At 70.5% G+C, this 19,290-nt stretch carries 16 protein-coding genes; 14 read left to right on the top strand and 2 right to left on the bottom strand.

Going from position 1 to position 19,290, the window contains the following annotated elements:
* The first annotated feature begins 27 nt into the window (after window positions 1–27).
* The 3 genes from OG587_RS05095 (at window position 28) to OG587_RS05085 (ending at window position 3,061) form a co-directional block, all read left to right on the top strand.
* Complete coding sequence (locus OG587_RS05095) at window positions 28–783, top strand: SDR family NAD(P)-dependent oxidoreductase (protein WP_329087339.1); 756 nt, start codon at window positions 28–30, stop codon at window positions 781–783.
* Between the two features lie 197 nt (window positions 784–980).
* Entirely contained in the window at window positions 981–1,391 is a 411-nt protein-coding gene (locus OG587_RS05090; protein ID WP_329087337.1) for an SgcJ/EcaC family oxidoreductase, read from the top strand.
* A gap of 101 nt (window positions 1,392–1,492) precedes the next feature.
* Window positions 1,493–3,061 (top strand): 4-hydroxyphenylacetate 3-hydroxylase family protein, encoded by a 1,569-nt coding sequence (locus OG587_RS05085; protein ID WP_329087335.1) that lies wholly within the window; start codon window positions 1,493–1,495, stop codon window positions 3,059–3,061.
* A 32-nt stretch (window positions 3,062–3,093) separates the two neighbouring features.
* On the opposite strand, the gene OG587_RS05080 is transcribed toward OG587_RS05085, so the two are convergent.
* Entirely contained in the window at window positions 3,094–3,957 is an 864-nt protein-coding gene (locus OG587_RS05080) for an S-methyl-5'-thioadenosine phosphorylase (protein ID WP_329087333.1), read from the bottom strand.
* A 751-nt stretch (window positions 3,958–4,708) separates the two neighbouring features.
* On the opposite strand from OG587_RS05080, the gene OG587_RS05075 reads away from it, so the two are divergent.
* A complete protein-coding gene (locus tag OG587_RS05075) occupies window positions 4,709–6,094 on the top strand; it encodes an FAD-binding oxidoreductase (protein ID WP_329087331.1) in 1,386 nt (461 codons plus the stop codon).
* 209 nt (window positions 6,095–6,303) lie between these two features.
* On the opposite strand, the gene OG587_RS05070 is transcribed toward OG587_RS05075, so the two are convergent.
* Window positions 6,304–7,128, bottom strand: a complete 825-nt coding sequence (locus OG587_RS05070; RefSeq protein ID WP_329087329.1) for a class I SAM-dependent methyltransferase — start codon at window positions 7,126–7,128, stop codon at window positions 6,304–6,306.
* 136 nt (window positions 7,129–7,264) lie between these two features.
* Here OG587_RS05070 and OG587_RS05065 point away from each other — a divergent pair, with 136 nt between their 5' ends.
* From OG587_RS05065 to OG587_RS05020, 10 genes are all read left to right on the top strand, one after another.
* Window positions 7,265–8,824, top strand: coding sequence for a class I SAM-dependent methyltransferase (locus tag OG587_RS05065; RefSeq protein ID WP_329087327.1), 1,560 nt, complete (start codon window positions 7,265–7,267; stop codon window positions 8,822–8,824).
* A gap of 281 nt (window positions 8,825–9,105) precedes the next feature.
* Window positions 9,106–10,767 (top strand): AMP-binding protein, encoded by a 1,662-nt coding sequence (locus OG587_RS05060; RefSeq protein WP_329087326.1) that lies wholly within the window; start codon window positions 9,106–9,108, stop codon window positions 10,765–10,767.
* Entirely contained in the window at window positions 10,748–12,331 is a 1,584-nt protein-coding gene (cmdF, locus tag OG587_RS05055) for a tyrosine 2,3-aminomutase (protein WP_329087323.1), read from the top strand. Before OG587_RS05060 ends, cmdF begins: the two co-directional genes overlap by 20 nt.
* Window positions 12,332–12,512: 181 nt before the next feature.
* The gene (locus tag OG587_RS05050; RefSeq protein WP_329087321.1) at window positions 12,513–12,785 is read left to right on the top strand and encodes a phosphopantetheine-binding protein; all 273 of its coding nucleotides are present in this window, start codon (window positions 12,513–12,515) and stop codon (window positions 12,783–12,785) included.
* Between the two features lie 29 nt (window positions 12,786–12,814).
* Window positions 12,815–13,651, top strand: coding sequence for a phytanoyl-CoA dioxygenase family protein (locus tag OG587_RS05045; protein ID WP_329087319.1), 837 nt, complete (start codon window positions 12,815–12,817; stop codon window positions 13,649–13,651).
* Window positions 13,652–13,892: 241 nt separating this feature from the next.
* Window positions 13,893–14,765 (top strand): glucose-1-phosphate thymidylyltransferase RfbA, encoded by an 873-nt coding sequence (gene rfbA, locus OG587_RS05040; protein WP_329093738.1) that lies wholly within the window; start codon window positions 13,893–13,895, stop codon window positions 14,763–14,765.
* Between the two features lie 84 nt (window positions 14,766–14,849).
* Window positions 14,850–16,166 (top strand): nucleotide disphospho-sugar-binding domain-containing protein, encoded by a 1,317-nt coding sequence (locus OG587_RS05035; protein ID WP_329087317.1) that lies wholly within the window; start codon window positions 14,850–14,852, stop codon window positions 16,164–16,166.
* Between the two features lie 201 nt (window positions 16,167–16,367).
* A complete protein-coding gene (locus OG587_RS05030) occupies window positions 16,368–17,111 on the top strand; it encodes a class I SAM-dependent DNA methyltransferase (RefSeq protein WP_329087315.1) in 744 nt (247 codons plus the stop codon).
* Between the two features lie 256 nt (window positions 17,112–17,367).
* Window positions 17,368–18,120 (top strand): DUF2306 domain-containing protein, encoded by a 753-nt coding sequence (locus OG587_RS05025; RefSeq protein WP_329087313.1) that lies wholly within the window; start codon window positions 17,368–17,370, stop codon window positions 18,118–18,120.
* A gap of 267 nt (window positions 18,121–18,387) precedes the next feature.
* Window positions 18,388–18,843 carry an SRPBCC family protein gene (locus OG587_RS05020; RefSeq protein WP_329087312.1) on the top strand — a complete coding sequence of 152 codons (456 nt, stop codon included), beginning with the start codon at window positions 18,388–18,390 and terminating at the stop codon, window positions 18,841–18,843.
* The last annotated feature ends 447 nt before the right edge of the window (window positions 18,844–19,290 follow it).

Below are 19,290 nucleotides of genomic sequence, written 5' to 3'. Positions count from 1 at the left end.
CGGTCCGGCGCGACCGAAGCTTGCCGCATGAGCGAATTCGCGGGCATGACCGTTTTAATCACCGGTGGCGGGAGCGGCATCGGATTGGCGACGGCCCGGCGCCTCGTGGAGGGCGGCGGCAAGGTGGTGCTGGCCGGGCGCGACATCGCCCGGCTGGGGGCGGCGGCGCGGGAGCTGGACGGCGGCGACCGGGTGCTGACCGTGCGGGCGGACGTCTCCCGGGTCGCCGACCTGGACGGGCTGGCGGACGAGATCGGCCGCCGCTACGGCCGCCTGACCGGCGTGTTCGCCAACGCGGGGGTGCCACACGCGGGCCGGGTCGCCGACGTCACGGAGGACGACTACGAGACGGTGGTGGGAGCCAACCTCAAGGGCACGTTCTTCACCGTCCAGAAGGCGCTGCCGCTCATGGGGGACGGCGGGTCTGTGGTGCTGAACGGATCGTGGCTGGCGCACCGGGGCGCGGCCATGGGCTCGCTGTACGCCGCCAGCAAGGCGGCCGTGCTGAGTCTCGCCCAGACCCTCGCTCCCGACCTGGCCGGACGCGGCATCCGCGTCAACGCCATCACGCCCGGCCACGTCCAGACGTCGATGCTCGACACGGTGACGACGGGCAACGACCAGGTGCGCGAGTTCTTCCGCAGCCAGGTCGCGCTCGGCCGGATCGGTGACCCGGCGGAGATCGCGGAGACCGTGGTCTTCCTGCTGTCCAAGCGCGCGTCGTACATCACCGGCCAGGAGTTCATCGTCGACGGCGGCCTCGTCAACTCCATCCCCGCCTGACGGCGCGGGCCGAGGCCCCGGCCACGACGTCCCGTACCCCGCTCCTCAAGCGCCGGCCGGTCGGCCACCCGCCGTACCCCGCTTCTCAATCGTCAGCCGGTCGGCCACCCGCCGGGTCCCGCTCCTCAATCGTCGGCTGATCGGCACCCGCAGGGCTCCGGCCGCAGGGCTCGACAGCCATCCCACCTGGAGGAAACATGTCACCGTCCACCACCACCGTCGACGACGAGGCGGCCGTCCGCGAGGTCCCCCAGCGCGTCATCAGCGCCTGGGCGGACAACGACCCCGACGCCTTCGCCGCGGTCTTCGCCGCGGACGCCACCATGGTCCTGTCGGGCGGCGTGTTCGCGGCCGGCCGCGACCAGATCCGCGCCTTCATGGCCTCCGCCTTCGAGGGGCCGTACCGGGGCACCCGCGTGGCCGGCCAGCCCATCTCGGCGCGCTTCATCACCCCCGACGCGGCCGTCCTGGTCACCAAGGGCGGCGTGCTGGTCCCGGGAGAGACCGAGGTCGCGCCGGAGCGCGCCATCCGCGCCACCTGGGTGCTGACCAAGCAGGACGGCCAGTGGCTGCTGACCGCCTACCAGAACACCCCCATCGGCGCCTGAGCCCGGGTGCCCCTACGGGAGGTCACGGGGTCGCCGTCGTCACGCCTTGAAGGTCCGGCCTCTGACGGGGCCCGGACATCCCCAGTGCGGAAGGAGGGCGCATGGACCGGCCCAAGACGCGTCCGATGAACGGCGCCGAATACATCGAGAGCCTGCGCGACGATCGCGAGATCTACCTGTACGGCGAGCGCGTCAAGGACGTCACCTCGCATCCGGCCTTCCACAACCCGGTGCGGATGACCGCGCGGCTGTACGACGCGTTGCACGACCCGGACCGCAACAAGGAGCTGATCGCGCCGACCGACAGCGGGGGCGACGGGTACACGCACGCCTTCTTCACCACGCCCCGCTCGGCCGAGGACCTGGTCGCCCACCAGCGGGCCATCGCCGCCTGGGCCAGGATGAGCTACGGGTGGATGGGCCGCAGCCCCGACTACAAGGCGTCCTTCCTCGGCACGCTGGGCGCCAACGCCGACTTCTACGAGCCCTTCGGCGACAACGCGCGCCGCTGGTACCGGGAGTCGCAGGAGAAGGTCCTGTTCTGGAACCACGCGATCGTGCATCCGCCCGTGGACCGCAACCGGCCTCCCGACGAGGTGGCCGACGTCTTCGTCCATGTGGAGCGGGAGACCGACGCGGGCCTGGTGGTGAGCGGGGCCAAGGTCGTGGCGACGGGGTCGGCGCTGACCCACTACAACTTCATCGCCCACTACGGCCTGCCGATCAAGGACAAGAAGTTCGCGCTGGTGGCGACCATCCCCATGGGCGCGCCGGGGCTGAAGCTGATCTGCCGCCCCTCCTACACCGCCGCGGCGACGGTGATGGGCAGCCCGTTCGACTACCCGCTCTCCTCCCGGCTGGACGAGAACGACACCATCCTCGTGCTGGACAAGGTGTTCATCCCGTGGGAGAACGTCTTCATCTACGGGCACATCGGCAAGGTCCAGATGTTCACCGGCCGCTCCGGCTTCCCCGAGCGCTTCACCTTCCACGGCTGCACTCGCCTGGCGGTCAAGCTGGAGTTCATCGCCGGCCTGCTCGCCAAGGCCGTGGAGATCACCGGGACCAAGGACTTCCGCGGGGTGCAGAGCCGGCTGGGCGAGGTGCTTGCCTGGCGCAACCTGTTCTGGGCCTTCTCCGACGCCGCCGCGCGCAACCCGGTCCCGTGGGTCAACGGCGCGGTCCTGCCCAACCCGGAGTACGGCCTGGCCTACCGGTGGTTCATGCAGATCGGCTATCCCCGCGTCAAGGAGATCATCGAACAGGACATCGCCAGCGGCCTGATCTACGTCAACTCCAGCGCCGAGGACTTCAAGAACCCCGAGATCCGCCCCTACCTGGACAGGTTCCTGCGCGGGTCCAACGGCGTCGACGCGGTCGAGCGGATCAAGGTGATGAAACTGCTGTGGGACTGCGTGGGCACGGAGTTCGGCGGACGGCACGAGCTGTACGAGCGCAACTACGCGGGCAACCACGAGAGCACCCGGGTCGAGCTGCTGTCCGCGCAGCTGGCCGGCGGGCAGGTCGACGGCTACAAGAGGTTCGTGGACGAGTGCCTGGCCGAGTACGACCTGGACGGCTGGCGGGTGCCCGACCTGGCCTCCTTCGACGAGCTGCGGCAGCTCAGGAACGGCCTGTTCAGCGGTCAGGACCTGGCGGGCCGGGATTGAGCCTCGTCCCACCCCCCAGGCCGCACGGGTGTTCAGGACGAGGATGGATCGGTCCCGTTCGACGGCGTCGAGGAGACCCGGGCGCCGTACCCGGGAATCTCGATGGGGAGGTCGATGCCGTCGAGGGCCCTCGTGCACTCGCAGGTGCGTTCGGCCGGAAGCAGGGAGACCGCCGACAGCACGAGCGCGCGCAGGCGGGGGAGGTTCGCGTTGAAGATCTGGAAGACCTCGTCCTGCCGCACGCCCGACCCGACGCCCAGACCCGCGTCCAGGTCGGTGACGAGCGCGATGGGGACGTAACACATCGCCAGCTCGCGTGCGAGCGCCGCCTCCGGATACCCGGTCATGTTGATGAGCGCCCAGCCCTGCGCGGCGTACCACTGGGACTCGGCGCGGGTGGAGAAGCGCGGCCCCTCGATCACCACCATGGTTCCGCCGTCGACGCAGTCCTCCCTCGCCTCGGCGGCTCCCCGGAGCACGACGTCCCGCCCGACCTGGCAGTAGGGGTCGGCGAAGGGAACATGGACGGCGGAGACGTCGAAGTAGGTCTGCGCGCGCCCGCTGGTCCTGTCCACCAGCTGATCGGGCACGACCACCATGCCGGGCCCCAGCTCGGGCCGGAGCGACCCGACGGCGCAGGGTGCGAGGACCTGCCGGACCCCGATGGAACGCAGCGCCCACAGGTTCGCCCGATAGTTGATCCGGTGCGGCGGATGGCGGTGATCGCGGCCGTGCCGCGGGATGAAGGCGACTTTCCGGCCGGCGATCTCGGCAAGGACGATCGGGTCGGACGGATCGCCGTACGGTGTGGAGAGCGTGACCTCCCGAGCGCCGTCGATGAGCGAGTAGAACCCGCTGCCTCCGATGATCCCGATCTCCGCGCTGGGTTCAGCCATGATCAATCCTTCGTGGTGGTCAGAGTGGCTGTGGCCTGGATGGGGTTGCCTTCTCCCTGTGGAAGGCCGGCCGTACCGGCGTCCCCGTGGTCACGGAGGGCGACGCCCGAGGCCGCCACCGTCCCCGGCCCGCGTCGCAGGTTCGGCCTCGTCACTGGATCACCACGTTCGCCGCGCTGGTCGGCTGGTGCCAGAACGGCCGGATGCCCCGTCATCGTCCCCCCGGCTCGCCGTTCGCCGCGTGCGCTCAGCGGTCACCGAGTTCCACGGCCCGGTTCTCGGTGGGGTCCGGGAATCCGGGAGACGTGTACTCGGAGAACAGGACGTCGGTGACGACCCTCGCCTCGGGCACGGCGCGATCCTTTCCGGAAAAACTTGTCAGCCCGGCCGCAAACTGCCACGACCGGGCTCGCGATAGAGGGAACTGCTGAAAAGGCCAATTTTTCAGCTGCCCAGAAAAATCGCATCTCTTAGGTTGCTCAATGAAGAGCACATCCGGAGATGTCGGGGACGCTCCCGCGCGGGCACGCTTGTCACAGCCGGCGGGGACGACGGGGCCCGTCCCGCCCCGATCCGCGAGCTTCACGGGGACGTTCGTGCCCGCGGCGGCGGGGTCACCGGCCGTGCCGGGTCGTTCGAGTCGTGCTCACGCCTTTCGCCGCATGGGGTCGTTCGAGTCGTGCCCACGCCTCCCGCCGCATCGGGTCATTCGAGTCGTTCCCACGCCTCCCGCCGAAAAGGAGTCAGTCTCGTGACGACGTTCATCGACCGCGTGCCCGCCGCGATCGACCGGCTCGACCCCGGCCTTCATGGCCGGATCATCCTGCCCGGCGACCCCGGGTACGACGCGGCGCGCGCCGTCCACGCCGGTGGCGTCGATCACCGGCCGGCGGTCGTCATCAGGCCCGGCGACGCGACGCAGGTCGCGCGGGTCGTCACGCTCGCCAGGGAGACCGGGCTGGAGCTCTCGATCCGCAGCGGCGGGCACAGCGCTGTCGGCCACGGCGTCTCCAACGGCGGCATCTGCCTGGACCTGGCCGGCATGAAGAACCTGGAGATCGACGTCGAGGGCCGGACGGCCTGGGTGGAGACCGGTATGAGGGCCGGTGAGCACGCCACCGCGACTGCGGCCCACGGCCTGGTCACCGGGTTCGGCGACACGGCCTCCGTGGGCATCGGCGGCATCACCCTCGGCGGAGGCATCGGCTATCTCGTGCGCAAGCACGGGCTCACCGTCGACGACCTGCTGGCCGCCGAGATCGTCACCGCCGACGGCGCGATCCTGCACGTCGACGAGGACCGTCACCCCGACCTGTTCTGGGCCATCCGCGGCGGCGGCGGCAACTTCGGCGTCGCCACCCGCCTCAGGTTCCGCCTGCACGAGCTGGACGGCGTCTACGGCGGCCTGCTCGTCCTGCCGGCGACGCCCGAGGCGATCGTCTCCTTCGTCGCCGAGGCCGAGGCGGCGCCGGAGGAGCTGTCGACCGTCGCGAACGTCATGCCCTCGCCGCCCGTGCCGTTCGTCCCCGAGGAGCACCACGGCAGGCCCGTCATCATGGCCACGATGTGCTACGCGGGTCCGGCGGAGGCCGGTGAGCGGGCCCTCGCGCCGTTCCGGGCGATCGCCGGGCCGCTCGCCGACCTGGTCCGGGCCGTGCCGTACCCGGGCATGTATCCGCCGGGGGGCTCCGGCACGCGCTCCATGGCCGCGACCGCCAACATGTTCGTCGACCGCGTCGACCTCGCAGTGGCCGGGAACATCCTGGAGCGCACGAAGTCCTCCACCGCGGCGATGACCGTGACACAGCTGCGCGTGCTGGGCGGGGCCATGGCGCGGGTGCCCGTCACGGCCACCGCGTTCGCCCATCGCGGGAGCCGCGTCATGGTCAACCTGACCGCCGTGCACGCGGACCCCGCGGAAGCCGGTGAGCACGCCGCCTGGGTCGCCGCCTTCGCCGCCTCGCTCAGGCAGGACGACCCGGGTGTCTACGTGAACTTCATGCTCAACGAGGGCGAGGAGAGGATCAGGGCGGCCTACCCCGGCGGCGCCTACGAGCGGCTGGCGCGGATCAAGGCGAGGTACGACCCGGAGAACCTGTTCCGCCTCAACCAGAACATCCCGCCCGCGGCCGGCTGAGATCCCGAACGGCCGGGGACACGCCCGCTCAGCCGCGTGGCTTACGCGAATGGCTCCCCGTGTGACTCCCCCGCACGGCTCACGCGCGGGAGGACCAGGGACGCGCCCGCTCACCTGCGGGGCTTACGCGCGGGACGGCCGGGGACGCGCCCGCTCACCTGCGGAGGCTTACGCACGGGACGGTCGGGGACGGCCGGGGACACGCCCGCTCAGCCGCGCGGTTTGCGCGCGGCGACGATCACGTAGCCGACCTGGTCCCGGCGGGGGGCGAAGAAGCCGAGGTGCCTGCTGGCGAACTCGCCGAGCGCCTCCTCGCCGAACTTGGCCAGGAGCTCCTGTCTCCGGCTCATCGCGGCCTTGACGTACTTCGACCTGCGCCCGAACACCCGCGGGCCGCACTGGGTGTACTCCTCGACCTCGAACCCGGCGTCCCCGGCGTACTCCAGCCACTCCCGCAGCGTGGGCAGTCGCGGCAGCTTCAGCGCGGACATGAAGGTGGCCAGCCGCCTCGGTTCGGCCGCGGACTCCAGGCTGAAGTCGGAGAAGGCGATCCGGCCGCCGGGGCGGAGCACCCGGAAGAACTCGGCGAAGACCCGGACGGGATCGGGGGCGTTCTGCAGCGACTCCAGCGCCAGCACGGCGTCGAAGGAGCCGTCGGGGAACGGGAGCTCCATGTAGTCGCCGTACTGGAATCGCGCGAGCTCTTCCATGCCGTTCGACGCGGCCCGCTCGTTGGCCCGCTCGATCTCGTAGGCGCTGAGGGTGATCCCGGTGACCCGCGCGCCGTACCGCCTGGCGAGGAAGACCCCGGTCTCGCCGGGGCCGCAGCCCGCGTCCAGCAGCCGCTCGCCGGAGCGGAGCCCGAGCGTGTCGGTGACCTTCCGGGTGATCCGGTGGACGGCCTCCTTCAGCGTCGCCTCGTCCTGCTCGTCGTACCAGTACCACATGTGCACCTGGCCGCCGCGCAGTTCGTCCGCGATCGGAGAACGCTCGTCGTAATGCGTGCCGATATTCGCCGCGCCAATACTTTCCACGGTCCTGAATTAGTTCCCGGAATCGGCGCCGCCGCAACTCCCCGCTTGCTGACTGATACGCACGCAGAAAGATGCCGCGGAAAAACGTGGATGTGAGGATGAGGCACCTGGACGTTTCCCGAGAGGAATCCATGACATGAGCGTTTCCACCGCGCGCACCAGTGACGCCGGGCTGGTCGTGGAGTTCGTCACGGCGCCGCCCGGCCTGGTCGAGGAGAGGTACCGGCGGCTGGTGGGCGAGCTGTGGCACGAGGGCGTCGCCACCGACCTGGCCCTGCCCGCGGTGCCCGAGCTCGTGGCGGCGATGGGGCACGCCGACGAGGACAGGCAGGGCTATCTGGCCATCCTGCTGGGGCTGCTCGCCGAGTCCGAGTATCCCGTCGTCGGCGACCCGCTTTCCTCCGCCGTACGGCGAGGCCTGGACCTCTATCTGGACCTGCTGGCCGAGGGCGGCGAGCGGCGGCCGCGCACGCTCGCCCTGCTCTACCTGCTCTCGCACTTCCCCGACGACCGTGACCGGATCATGGCCGCCGTCGAGCCGCTCGGCCTGGACGAGGACGACCTGAGCAGGCTCGACCGGAACCTGCGGGACCTGGATCCGAGGGATCCCGGCCTGGGCCGGGTGTGGCCGTCGCCGTCGGTGTGGAAGCTGACCGAGGAGGAGCTCCGGTACGACAGGGAGCGGATCAAGGGCCTCACCACCCGGCAGATCATCACGAACTGGGAGAACGACACCCGGACCATCCTCGGGTACTCGGGGGCCAAGGCGTACTGGGCCGTCCGGCACGGCATGCCGGCCCCGCTCCCGCCGGAACCCGGCTCCTACGACCCGCCCGCCGCCCCCGAGCTGGACCTGGAGGCCTTCACCCGGCACGCGGACCTGCTGCTCTGCCCGGCCTGTCACGGCGGCCTGACGTTCCGGGCCGGCCAGGCCCGATGCGATGCCTGCTCCGTGACCTATCCCGTCGCGCGGGGCATCCTCGACCTCTCGGCGGGCGTCAAGGACACCACCTTCGGCGCGGAGGCCGCGTCGGACGAGGCGACGGCGGATCTGCTCCAGAAGCTGTCGGAGATGCCCAGCATGGGCCTGTACTACGAGGCCGTGCTCCGCCCGGCCTTCCTGCGGATCGCCGGCGCGAACTGGGGCGACGCGATGACGCCGGAGGACGAGGACGACCACATCGCCAGGCACCTGTCCGGTACGGAGGGGCCGGTGCTCGACCTGGCCGCGGGCGCGGGCAGGTGGACCGCGGTGGTGGCCGGGGTGGTCGGCGCCGACCGGCTGATCGCGCTGGACATGGGGCTGCCGATGCTGACCGTGTTGCGCGGCAGGCTGCCCGAGGTGCCCGCGGTCCGGGCAAGCGCGCTGCGGCTGCCCTTCGAGGACGCCTCGATGGGCGCGGTGAACTGCTGGAACGCCCTGCAGGCCTTCCCCGACGACGCCGCGAAGGCGATCGCGGAGGTGGGCCGCGTCCTGCGTCCCGGCGGGATCCTCACGATGATGACCTACCTCTTCGACCCCGACCCCGTCGCCCGGCACTTCCAGGCCTCCCACTTCTTCCCCAGCCGCCCCGAGGGGATGCTGCTCTTCGAGCGCGAGGAGATCCGCGGCTGGCTGGCCGAGGCGGGCATGAGGGTCCGGCACATGTCCGGGCCGGGCACCTTCGTCCTCGTCACGGCCGAACGGGAAGGCTGAGCCGCGCGCGACGGCACCTTCGTGACTCCGCCGCCGTGACTTTCACCGGCGTGACTTTCACCGCTGTGACTTTCACCGGCGTGACTTCCGCCGCTGTGACCTCGCCGCGTGAAAAAGACCGGAGGGTGTCTCTTTTGTTGCGCCGCTTTTCCGGGAATTCGGCACAGCATTTCCAGAGATGCGCCACCGGGCGCCGGAGCCGGACGATAAGCGCGATCGCGGTTCGGGAAAACGCGAAAAGACATTCGGTCGCCGACCCCGCTTTCCGGAGAGGATCGCACGTGAGCAGGCCAGTCCAAGAATTGGTGGAACCGCACGCCAGGGAACGGCCGGAGGCGGTCGCGGTGGACGAGGGCGGCACCCGCCTCTCGTACCGCGAGCTCGGCACCCGGTCGGCCGCGGTCGCCCACGCGTTGCGCGCGGTGGAGGGCAGGCCGGTGGCGGTGCGAATGCCGCGGGGGGCGGGACAGGTCGTCGCGGTGCTCGGGGCGCTGAGGGCCGGCGCGTACGTGGTCTGCCTGGGCGCGGGCGACGTGGGTGACCGGGGCAGGGCTATGCTCGGCGAGCTCGGGCCCGCCGCCCTGGTGGGAGCCGACGACGCGCTGGCCCGGTGGTTCCGGGACGAGCTGGGCGGCGAGGTCGTCGACCCGGCCCGCCTGGCCGGGGCTCCCGCGGCACCGGCCGGGCGCGACCAGGCTCATCCGGCCAAGGCTTCGGCGGCACCGGCCGGGCGGGACCAGGCTCGTCCGGCCGGGGCTTCGGCGGCGCCGATCGGGCGCGACCAGGCTCGTCCGGCCGGGGCTCCGTCCGCGTCGGCCGGGCGCGACCCGGCCCACGTGACCGACGCTTCGGCGGTGCCGGCCGGGCGCGACCCGGCCGACCGTGCCTATGTCGCCTACACCTCGGGCACGACCGGTAGGCCCAAGGGCATCCCGCACACCCACGGGACCCTCTCCCAGTTCGTCACCTGGTTCGCCGGGGAGTTCGGCATCGGCCCCGGGTCCCGGGTGGCGCAGTGGGCGATGCCCGGATACGACGCGAACCTCATGGAGATCTTCGCCGCCCTCACGGCGGGGGCGACCCTCTGCCCGGTGCCGGAACGGATCAGGACCAACCCGGAGCGGATCGTCGACTGGCTCGCGGCCGAGCGGATCACCCACTTCCAGACGGTCCCCAGCTTCGCCCGCACCTGCCGCCACGTCCTGCGGGAACTCCCCGACCTCGGCCACCTGCTGCTGGCGGGGGAGCCGCTGACCGGGGAACTCGCGGGCGACCTGCGCGCGCTCCTGCCCGCCGTACGCCTGGTCAACCTCTACGGCCCGACCGAGTCGATCCTGGCCACCTGGTTCGAGGTGGACGGACCGGTGCGGGGGGCGGTGCCGGTCGGCGGGCCCGTCCCCGGACGGCGGGTGCTGGTGGTGGACGGGGACGACGGTCCCTGCCCGGCGGGTGTCACCGGGGAGATCGTCATCCTCGGTCGGCACGTCACGCCCGGCTACGTGGGGGCGTCGGCGAAGGAGCGCTCCGCCTTCCGGCCGCTGGCCGGCCTGCCGCTTCCGACCTATCGGACCGGCGACCGCGGCCGGTGGCGGGAGGACGGGGTGCTGGAGTTTCGCGGGCGCGGGGACTCCCAGGTCAAGTTCAACGGCAGCCGCCTGGAGCTGGCCGACCTGGAGGAGACCCTGGCGGCTCAGGGCTCGGTGGCCGAGTGCGCCGTGCGCGCCGAGGTCGACGCCGACGGGCTGGTGACCCGGCTGGTGGCCTACATCGTGCCGCGCGATCCGGGGGCGGCGCGGGCCGCCTGGCGGGGCGCGGTGCGCCGGACCTTCGGCGACGCCATGCCGCCGCTGGTTTTCAAGATCTTCAAGGAGCTGCCGCGCAACGCCGGTGGCAAGGTGGACCGCTCACGATTGGAAAAGAACGGTGACCCTGCTCGAAACTGAACGGACAGTCGACTTCGACGGCGAGACCTTGGACATCGCCGGGGTCCAGCGGGTCGCCGAGGAGGCCCCCTGCGTGGTGGCGCCGTCGGCGCTCGCCAAGGCCGCCGCCAGCAGGACGCTCTTCGAGGAGACGGTGCGGCAGGGCATCCCCGTCTACGGCGTGACCACGGGCTACGGCGAGATGATCTACATGATGGTGGACGTCTCGAAGGAGGTGGAGCTGCAGACCAACCTGGTCCGCAGCCACGCCGCCGGCGTCGGCCCGCTGTTCGGCGTGGACGAGGCCAGGGCGATCCTCGCCGCCCGGCTGAACGCCCTGGCCAAGGGCTACTCGGCGGTCCGCCCCGAACTGCTGGAACGCCTGGCGCTCTACCTCAACCTGGGGATCACACCGGCCATCCCCGAGATCGGCTCGCTCGGCGCCAGCGGTGACCTGGCGACGCTCGCGCACATCGCCGTCACCGTGATCGGCGAGGGCTACGTGCTGCGGGACGGCCGGCCGGTGCCGACCGGCCGGGTGCTCAGGGAGATGGGCATCGAGCCGCTGGAGCTCCGGTTCAAGGAGGGCCTGTCGCTGATCAACGGAACCTCCGGGATGACCGGCCTGGGCTCCCTCGTGGTCGGCCGCGCCCTGGACCAGGTACGGCAGGCGGAGCTGGTGACCGCGCTGGTCGTGGAGACCATGCGCGGCTCGACCAGCCCGTTCCTGGCCGAGGGGCATGACATCGCGCGACCGCACCGGGGGCAGATCGACACGGCCGCCAACATGCGCGCGCTGCTCACCGGCAGCGGCCTGTCCGTCGAGCACGCCGAGCTGCGCAAGCAGGCACAGGCCCAGAAGACCAACGGCGGGGTCTCCCGCACCGGTGTCTACATGCAGAAGGCCTACACGCTGCGAGCCATCCCCCAGGTCGTGGGCGCGGTCCGGGACGTGCTGTACAACGCGCGGCAGACGCTGGAGACGGAGCTGAACTCCGCCAACGACAACCCGCTCTTCTTCGAGGGCAAGGAGGTCTTCCACGGCGCCAACTTCCACGGCCAGCCGGTCGCCTTCGCCATGGACTCGGTGACCATCGCGCTGACCCAGCTCGGCGTCTTCTCCGAGCGACGTACCAACCGCCTGCTCAACCGGCACCTCAGCGGCCTGGCGGAGTTCCTCGTCGCCGACGAGCCCGGCCTCAACAGCGGCTTCGCCGGCGCGCAGTACCCGGCGACCGCGCTGGTGGCCGAGAACCGGACCATCGGCCCGGCGAGCACGCAGAGCGTGCCGTCCAACGGCGACAACCAGGACGTGGTCAGCATGGGCCTGATCGCGGCCCGCAACGCCCGCCGCGTGCTGCGGAACAACTACGACATCCTGGCGGTGGAGTTCCTCTCCGCCGCGCAGGCGGTCGACCTGTCCGACAGGTACGACGGGCTCAGCCCGGCGGGCAGGACCACCTACGACACGGTGCGCGAGCTGGTTCCGCCGCTGCACCACGACCGGTACATGGCCGACGACATCGCGGCGATCTCGGACGCGCTGTCGCGCGGGCGGTTCCTCAAGGGGATCGAGCTGCGCTGACGAGTCCCCCAGGGGATGGAGTCGCGCCGACGGCCTCTCAGGAGGACCGCGTGAATCCTCAGGCGGCGACCCCGCAAGGGGCCCGAGCCGCGCTGACGAGCCCTCACGGGATCGAGCCGCGTGAACGGAGCGCTCTCGCTCGACCCCGATCACCCAGGAAGGAAACAGGAGGACACCGGACATGAGCCTCGGATTCCCGGAACATCTGAGCTTCCCCGAGATCCAGAAGAAGATCGAGGAGATCTGGACGGGGGTGCTGGGCGTGCCGGAGGGACAGGAGGGCGCCCCCTTCTTCGAGCTGGGCGGCGAGTCGGTGGGCGCCGCCAGGATCGTCGCACGCGTGGAGGACGAACTCGGCGTGTGGATCGAGGTCGGTGACATCTTCGAGGACGACCCGACCATGGCCGAGTTCGTCCGTACGGTCGCGGCACGAGCCAACGTGGCACAGCTTTGAGCGGGGCGGGGACGGCCGGCCTGACCCGGGTGAGGCCCGACGCCGGCCTGGACGACGTCGTCGACATCCTGACGCGCGACGGAGCCGTGATCGTCGAGGAGCTCGTGAACGACGAGACGCTCGCGCGGCTGTGGGACGACCTCGGCCCCGCCCTGGACGGCCACGACTTCAGCGGGGACTGGTACAACGGCAAGCGGACCAGGCGCGTCTCCTCGCTGTTCGCCAGGACCACCCGGCTGACGCCGGTGGTGACGCATCCCCTCTACCTGGGCGCGGCTCGCAGGATCATGCAGCAGCCGACGCACATGTGGATAGGGAGGGCCAGGGTGGAGATGGTCCCGAGCATCCAGATCAGCGGCACCCAGCTGATCCAGATCCATCCCGGCCAGGGCAGGCAGCCGCTCCACCGCGACGACGCGCTGCACCTGCGCCGCCATCCCGGCCCGACCAGCCGGGTCCAGCTGATGCTGGCCATGAGCGAGTTCACCGCGGCGAACGGCGGGACCATGGTCATTCCCGGCAGCCACCACTGGGACGACGAGCGTGCCCCGCGCGCGGAGGAGGCCCTGCCCACGGAGATGCCCGCGGGCTCCGGCCTCATCTGGCTGGGCGGGGTCTACCACGGCGGCGGCCACAACGCCGCCGACACCCCGCGCACCGGCCTGACCATCGCACTGGACCTGGGCAACCTGCGCCAGGAGGAGAACCAGTATCTCGCCGTGCCCACGGAGGCGGTGCTGGCCTATCCGGAGGAGGTGCGGCGGCTGCTCGGCTACGACCGCTGCTCGCCGGGCCTCGGCTGGTACGAGATGGAGGATCCGTACGTCCTCCTCGAGCAGGCGGAGGCCGCCACGAAGTCCCGGTGAGGCGCTTGTGGCCGCCCGGTCGCGAGTCGTGCGCCGGTGACCCGCGTACAGGTGGCCCGCGAACGGTCGCGAGCCGCGCCGGCGACTCACGAACGGCTGCGAACCGCGCGCCGGTGATCCGCGAACGGTCACGAACCGCGCGCCGGTGATTTGCGAACGGCTGCGAGCCGCGCACAGGTGACCCGCGAACGGTCGCGAGCCGCGCACCGATGACCCACGAATCGAAGGAACGGGCCGGATGATGAAGGGAATCGTTCTCGCCGGCGGCAACGGTACTCGACTGTTCCCGCTGACCTCGGTGACGTCCAAGCAACTGCTCGCCGTCTACAACAAGCCGATGGCCTACTACCCGCTCTCCGTGCTGATGCTGGCCGGCGTCCGGGACATTCTGATCATCTCCACGCCGTCCACCGTGCCGGTCATGCGGAGCTTGCTCGGTGACGGGTCGAGACTCGGCCTGAACCTGTCCTACGCGGTGCAGCAGGAACCGCGCGGCATCGCCGAGGCGTTCCTGATCGGTGCCGACCACATCGGCGACGACAGCTCGGCGCTGATCCTCGGCGACAACGTCTTCCACGGCTCCGGGTTCGCCGAGCTGCTGCGCGAGGCCGGGGAGTCGCTCGACGGCTGCACCCTGTTCGGCTACCCCGTGCCCGACCCGGACCGGTACGGCATCGGCGAGGTCGACCGCGCGGGCAGGCTGGTCTCCATCGAGGAGAAGCCGCCGCGCCCGCGCTCCAACACCGCGATCACCGGCCTGTACCTCTACGACAACGAGGTCGTCGAGATCGCCCGGGGGCTCGCCCCCTCGCCCCGCGGCGAACTGGAGATCACCGACGTCAACCTCGAATACCTCCGACGGGGCCGGGCGAAACTGATCGGGCTGAGCCGTGACCACACCTGGTTCGACTGCGGCACCCACGACTCCCTGCTGGCCGCCGGCCAGTACGTGCGGTTCATCGAGAAATACCGGGGCGAGCGGGTGGCCTGCCTCGAGGAGATCGCCCTGCGGATGGGCTTCATCGACGCCGAGGCCTGCTACCGGCTCGGCGCCGGCATGCGGCACTCGAACTACGGGCGGCACCTGACCGAGATCGCTTATGCGCTGGACTGAACCGTTCCGTCCCGTGCGCGTCGCGGCGACGGGCACGTCGCCCGGCACGGCCGCCATCACCGACCATCGAAACGGAGAACTCCGATGCGGATCCTGTTCGCGACCCTCCCCTTCAGAGCACACCTGTACGGACTGGTGCCGCTGGCGTGGGCGCTGCGCAGCGCCGGGCACGAGGTGTGTGTCGCCGGATCGCCAGACATCACCGACGACATCGCGCAGATCGGGTTGTCCGGCGTGTCGGTCGGCGACAGGATCTCCCTAAAGGAGAGGATGGCGCAGGTACCGATCGAGTGGCCGATGAAGATGGGGCGGCCGGCGTCGGCCGACGAGTCGCCGGGGCCGTGCGACCCGAGGGGGCAGCGCACCGGGAAGTCGGCGCAGAGCGACTACGGCTGGGGCGATCCGCACGTCGAGCTGGAAGACGTCATCGCGGGCATAAGCTCGACGTTCTTCTCCGACGCCACGTTCGACGAACTGGTGGACTTCGCCCGCGTGTGGCGCCCCGACCTGGTGATCACGGACATCAGCGCCTTCCCCGGCGCGGTGGCGGCCCAGGTCGTCGGCGCGGCGCACGCCCGGCTGTCGCTCGCCGTGGACAGGATGGCGCAGCTGCGCGCGGCCTGCCGGGCCCGGTTCGACTCCGCGGGTGACCCGGTGCGGGACTGGCTGCAGCCGATCCTGGAGCGGTACGGCCACGACTTCGACGAGACGACGGCGCTCGGGCAGTGGACCATCTCCGCCACGCCGCCGTGGATCTGGCAGCCGGATGGCGTGCACTACCTGCCGATGCGCAACGTGCCGTTCAACGGTCCCTCGACGACGCCGAGATGGGTGTACGAGGAGCCCGCCCGCAGGCGCGTCTGCATCTCGCAGGGCATCTCGCACCGGGACGTCACCCTCGCCGGCGGGTCGTCGTCCCGTGATCTTCTCGAGGCGGTGGCCGACCTCGACGTCGAGGTGATCGCGACCCTCAACGCCGACCAACTCGGGTCGGTGACGCTCCCGGACAACGTCCGTGCCGTCGACTTCGTACCGTTCACCGAACTGCTGCCCAAGTGCTCGGCGATCGTCCACGAGGGCGGCGCCGGGAGCTTCGCGTCGGCGCTCGAACACGCCGTCCCGCAGGTCATCGTGCCCGGCGATTTCAAGACCGAGAAATGGTGGGCTCCGGTGACCATCGCGGACGGGCTGGAGGGCCGCGGTGCCGGGATATACGCGGGCAATGCCAGCACCTTCACCGCCGACGTGCTGCGCGACAGCCTCAAGCGGGTCCTGGAGGATCCGTCGTACGCGAGGAACGCCGCCCGGCTGCGCACCGAGGTGAGGGCGATGCCGAGCCCGAACGATCTCGTGCCGACGCTGGAGAGGCTGACCGCCGAACACCGCGCCTCGCGTCGTTGACCCCGGAACGCCGCGGCGGGCGGCTCATGCGCATGTTGGGAGATGCGCCGCCGTCGGCGCGAGAACAAGCTGGGCGATGGACCCCCGGACGGTGTTCCCCGAGCGGCCGGCGACGGCCGACGCCACTCTCACCCGCGACCACACGGAGGAAATCATGACCGAAGAGCAGCGGTTCCGCCCCGAAGCGGAGGGTTTCTGATCATGGACGGGCTCTCGCCGGTCTACTCTCACGCCGAGGTGTACGACGCCTTCTACGAGGGGCGCGACAGGCCGTACGAGGCCGAGGAGGCATCACGCTCCCGGATGCTGGCCAAGCACGTCAAGGAGCGCAACGCCTCCGCGTCCTCGCTGCTGGACGTGGCCTGTGGCACCGGGAGGAACCTCGGCTACTTCGCGGAGGCGTTCGAGCACGTGGAGGGCATGGACCTGTCCGAGGACATGCTCCGGGTCGCCGGGAAGAGGCTGCCCGGGGTGCCGCTGCACCGGGGCGACATGCAGGACTTCCGCCTCGACCGGCGGTTCGACGCGATCACCTGCCTGTTCAGCTCGATCGCCTATCTGGACGACGCCGAGCAGCTGAACACGGCGATGCGCTGTTTCGGCCGGCATCTCAACCCGGGCGGGGTCATCGTCATCGAGCCCTGGTACCTCCCGGAGAAGGTGCAGGCCGGGCGCGTCACCAGTGACGTCGTCACGATCAACGGGCAGACCATCGCCCGGGTCTCCCACACGGTGCTGGAGGGCCGGGTCTTCCGGATGGACGCGCACTTCGTGGTGGCCGATTCCGAAAGCGGCATCCAGCACTTCGCCGATCTCCACCTGCTGACGATGTTCACCCGGCAGGAGTACGAGACGGCCGTCGCCGAGGCGGGCGTCGCCTCCGTGGAGTTCGTCGAGACCGGCCAGGGCGGCCCGGGTCTCTTCATCGGCGTCAAGCCCTCCTGAGACGGGACACCGGCGCGCGTTCGGCGGGCACCTCCGGACACCCTCGGACACAGCCGTACCCGGCGGGTCACCGCCAGGCGCCGCGGCGCGTGCGGAGGCCGCCTGGGAAACGAGTGGCGGGAGTGACCGGGACGGAATTCATTCGCGCATTTCAAAAGATGCGGCGAAGGCGATTCGGATAAGACGCTGGGGTGGCACTGAATCCCGCCGGGGGAGGATTCAACAATGTTCTGTGCATTCGAGCAGGAGGTCAGACATGACGGAGACGGATCTCGGCGCTCCGGATCGCCGGGCCGGTGAGCCGGTGGAACCCGGCGCGGAAACTCCCGCGCCGGGCAACCGGCCGAGACGGCAGCTCAGCAATTACCTGCTTGTGCCAACGGTGGCCTTCGCCGTTGTGTTTCTCATCTTCCAGCTCCCGAAGTACTCCGCTCTCGACCCGAACCAGGCGCAGCGCCCCCTGGAGTCGGTGACGCAGTACTGGCTGCTCGTGGGACATGTCGCGGCCGGTACGTTGTCGCTGGTGACGGTCGTCCTGCAGCTCTGGCCGTGGCTTCGAAGGCGCTACCCGGCCTTTCACCGGTGGTCCGGCAGGCTCTACGTGTTCGTCGGGGCGATACCGACCTCGATCTTCGTCCTCCTCATGCTTCCCGTGTCCATCCCGGCTGGCAAGGTCGGCGGCGCCGTGGCGGCCATCCTGTGGACGGCCACGGCGCTGATCGGGTGGGTCAAGCTGCGTCAACGCCGGTACGCCGAGCACCGGCGCTGGATGATCTACAGCTTCGCGATCCTGTGGGGTACGCCCGTCTGGGGGTTCTTCATCGGGATGGGCTGGATCTGGTGGTCCCCCTGGGTCGCGCAGATCGACTTCAACTACATCCTGGAGGGGGTCAGCTGGGGCGGCTGGATAATCAACCTGTTCATCGTCCAGTGGTGGATCGAGAAGACCTCCGGGCAGCCGCTCAAGCTGCCCCCCGGGGAAATGGCCGGGATGGGGCGCCGCGGATAGGGATCGCGGGAAAAGCGGGTGCCGCGAAAAAGACCGTCCGGTCGCCGGTGCGCGAGCTCGGCCCTGGCGTCGCCTGCCGCACGGTCGTCCAGTACTCCACGGTCACCACGCTGAACGCTTCGCGCAAAAGCCCGACAAGGGCAAACGAGAAGAAGCGGGCTCCAGGCGTGGTCACTAGGGTTGGAATGGATATGCAGGCTCAGTGCCGGCATGTTCTGAAATCGAAATTCCGGCTTCGGCGATGAGAAATTCAGAAAGGACGGTGCGATGACCGAGTCATCGACTCCCCCCGAGATCAGGGTCACCCGCACGTTCGACGCTCCCCGCGAGAAGGTGTACGAGGCCTGGACCGAGCCCGAGCGCTACCGCCAGTGGTGGGGCACCCCCGATTCCATGGAGGTGAAGATGGACGTCCGCCCGGGCGGACGGTGGAGTGCCCCCATCGAGTACGAGGGCGACGAGATGCCGTTCCACGGGTACTACTTCGAGGTGGAGAAGTACGAGCGGCTGGTGTTCTCCCTCTCCAACGACTCGGACTTCGAGGCGAAGCAGGCGGCGGACGCGAGCGAGGAGTCGCTCAGCGTCGAGTTCACCGCCGTGGGCGACAGAACCGAGATGACGTTCATCCAGAAGTCGTACCTCCCCGAAGACCAGGTCGAGGAGGTCAAGGCCGGATGGAACGGCTGGTTCGACGCGCTTGAGGAGTACCTCGCGAAGGCCTAGCGAAGGCTCCGGCTGTCGAGCGGGCGAGGCGGTCCTGCCCGTGCCCGCTCGGCGCTCGCCGAACGTGCGGCGTCGTCTCCACCGAGACGGCGCCGTTTTGGTTTTGCCGCCCGCCGCCCGCCGCCCGCCGCCCGCCGCCCGGTCCGCCGCCCGGTCCGGTGTCCGGCCTGGTGCCTGGCCCGCTGCCCGGTCCGGCGCCGGGTGACAGGCCGGACGTGGAACGGCGGCGCATCCGTCGCCCAGCCCGGCCGCCGCGATGCCCGCGTCCGTGATGCCCGCGTCCGTGATGTCGGCGTTCGCGATGCCCGGAAGGGGGATGCCTGCGTCCGCGCAGGCCAGGTCGACGCGCTGTCCGAGGGTTCGCTCGACGATGCCGATGCCTTCCGTGACCTCCGAGAAGTAGTGGTTGCCGGCGGTCCGCGCCCGCCCCGCTGTACTCACGTCCCG

This window comes from Streptosporangium sp. NBC_01469, assembly GCF_036227305.1.
GTDB lineage: Bacteria > Actinomycetota > Actinomycetes > Streptosporangiales > Streptosporangiaceae > Streptosporangium.
This window is presented reverse-complemented; position numbering and strand designations above follow the sequence as displayed.

Bases quoted from the DNA above. Each gene is read 5' to 3' on its own strand.
- OG587_RS05095 (WP_329087339.1), top strand. From the start codon at position 28: ATGAGCGAATTCGCGGGCATGACCGTTTTAATCACCGGTGGCGGGAGC.
- OG587_RS05090 (WP_329087337.1), top strand. From the start codon at position 981: ATGTCACCGTCCACCACCACCGTCGACGACGAGGCGGCCGTCCGCGAG.
- OG587_RS05085 (WP_329087335.1), top strand. From the start codon at position 1,493: ATGGACCGGCCCAAGACGCGTCCGATGAACGGCGCCGAATACATCGAG.
- OG587_RS05080 (WP_329087333.1), bottom strand. From the start codon at position 3,957: ATGGCTGAACCCAGCGCGGAGATCGGGATCATCGGAGGCAGCGGGTTC.
- OG587_RS05065 (WP_329087327.1), top strand. From the start codon at position 7,265: ATGAGCGTTTCCACCGCGCGCACCAGTGACGCCGGGCTGGTCGTGGAG.
- OG587_RS05050 (WP_329087321.1), top strand. From the start codon at position 12,513: ATGAGCCTCGGATTCCCGGAACATCTGAGCTTCCCCGAGATCCAGAAG.
- rfbA (WP_329093738.1), top strand. From the start codon at position 13,893: ATGAAGGGAATCGTTCTCGCCGGCGGCAACGGTACTCGACTGTTCCCG.
- OG587_RS05035 (WP_329087317.1), top strand. From the start codon at position 14,850: ATGCGGATCCTGTTCGCGACCCTCCCCTTCAGAGCACACCTGTACGGA.
- OG587_RS05030 (WP_329087315.1), top strand. From the start codon at position 16,368: ATGGACGGGCTCTCGCCGGTCTACTCTCACGCCGAGGTGTACGACGCC.
- OG587_RS05025 (WP_329087313.1), top strand. From the start codon at position 17,368: ATGACGGAGACGGATCTCGGCGCTCCGGATCGCCGGGCCGGTGAGCCG.
- OG587_RS05020 (WP_329087312.1), top strand. From the start codon at position 18,388: ATGACCGAGTCATCGACTCCCCCCGAGATCAGGGTCACCCGCACGTTC.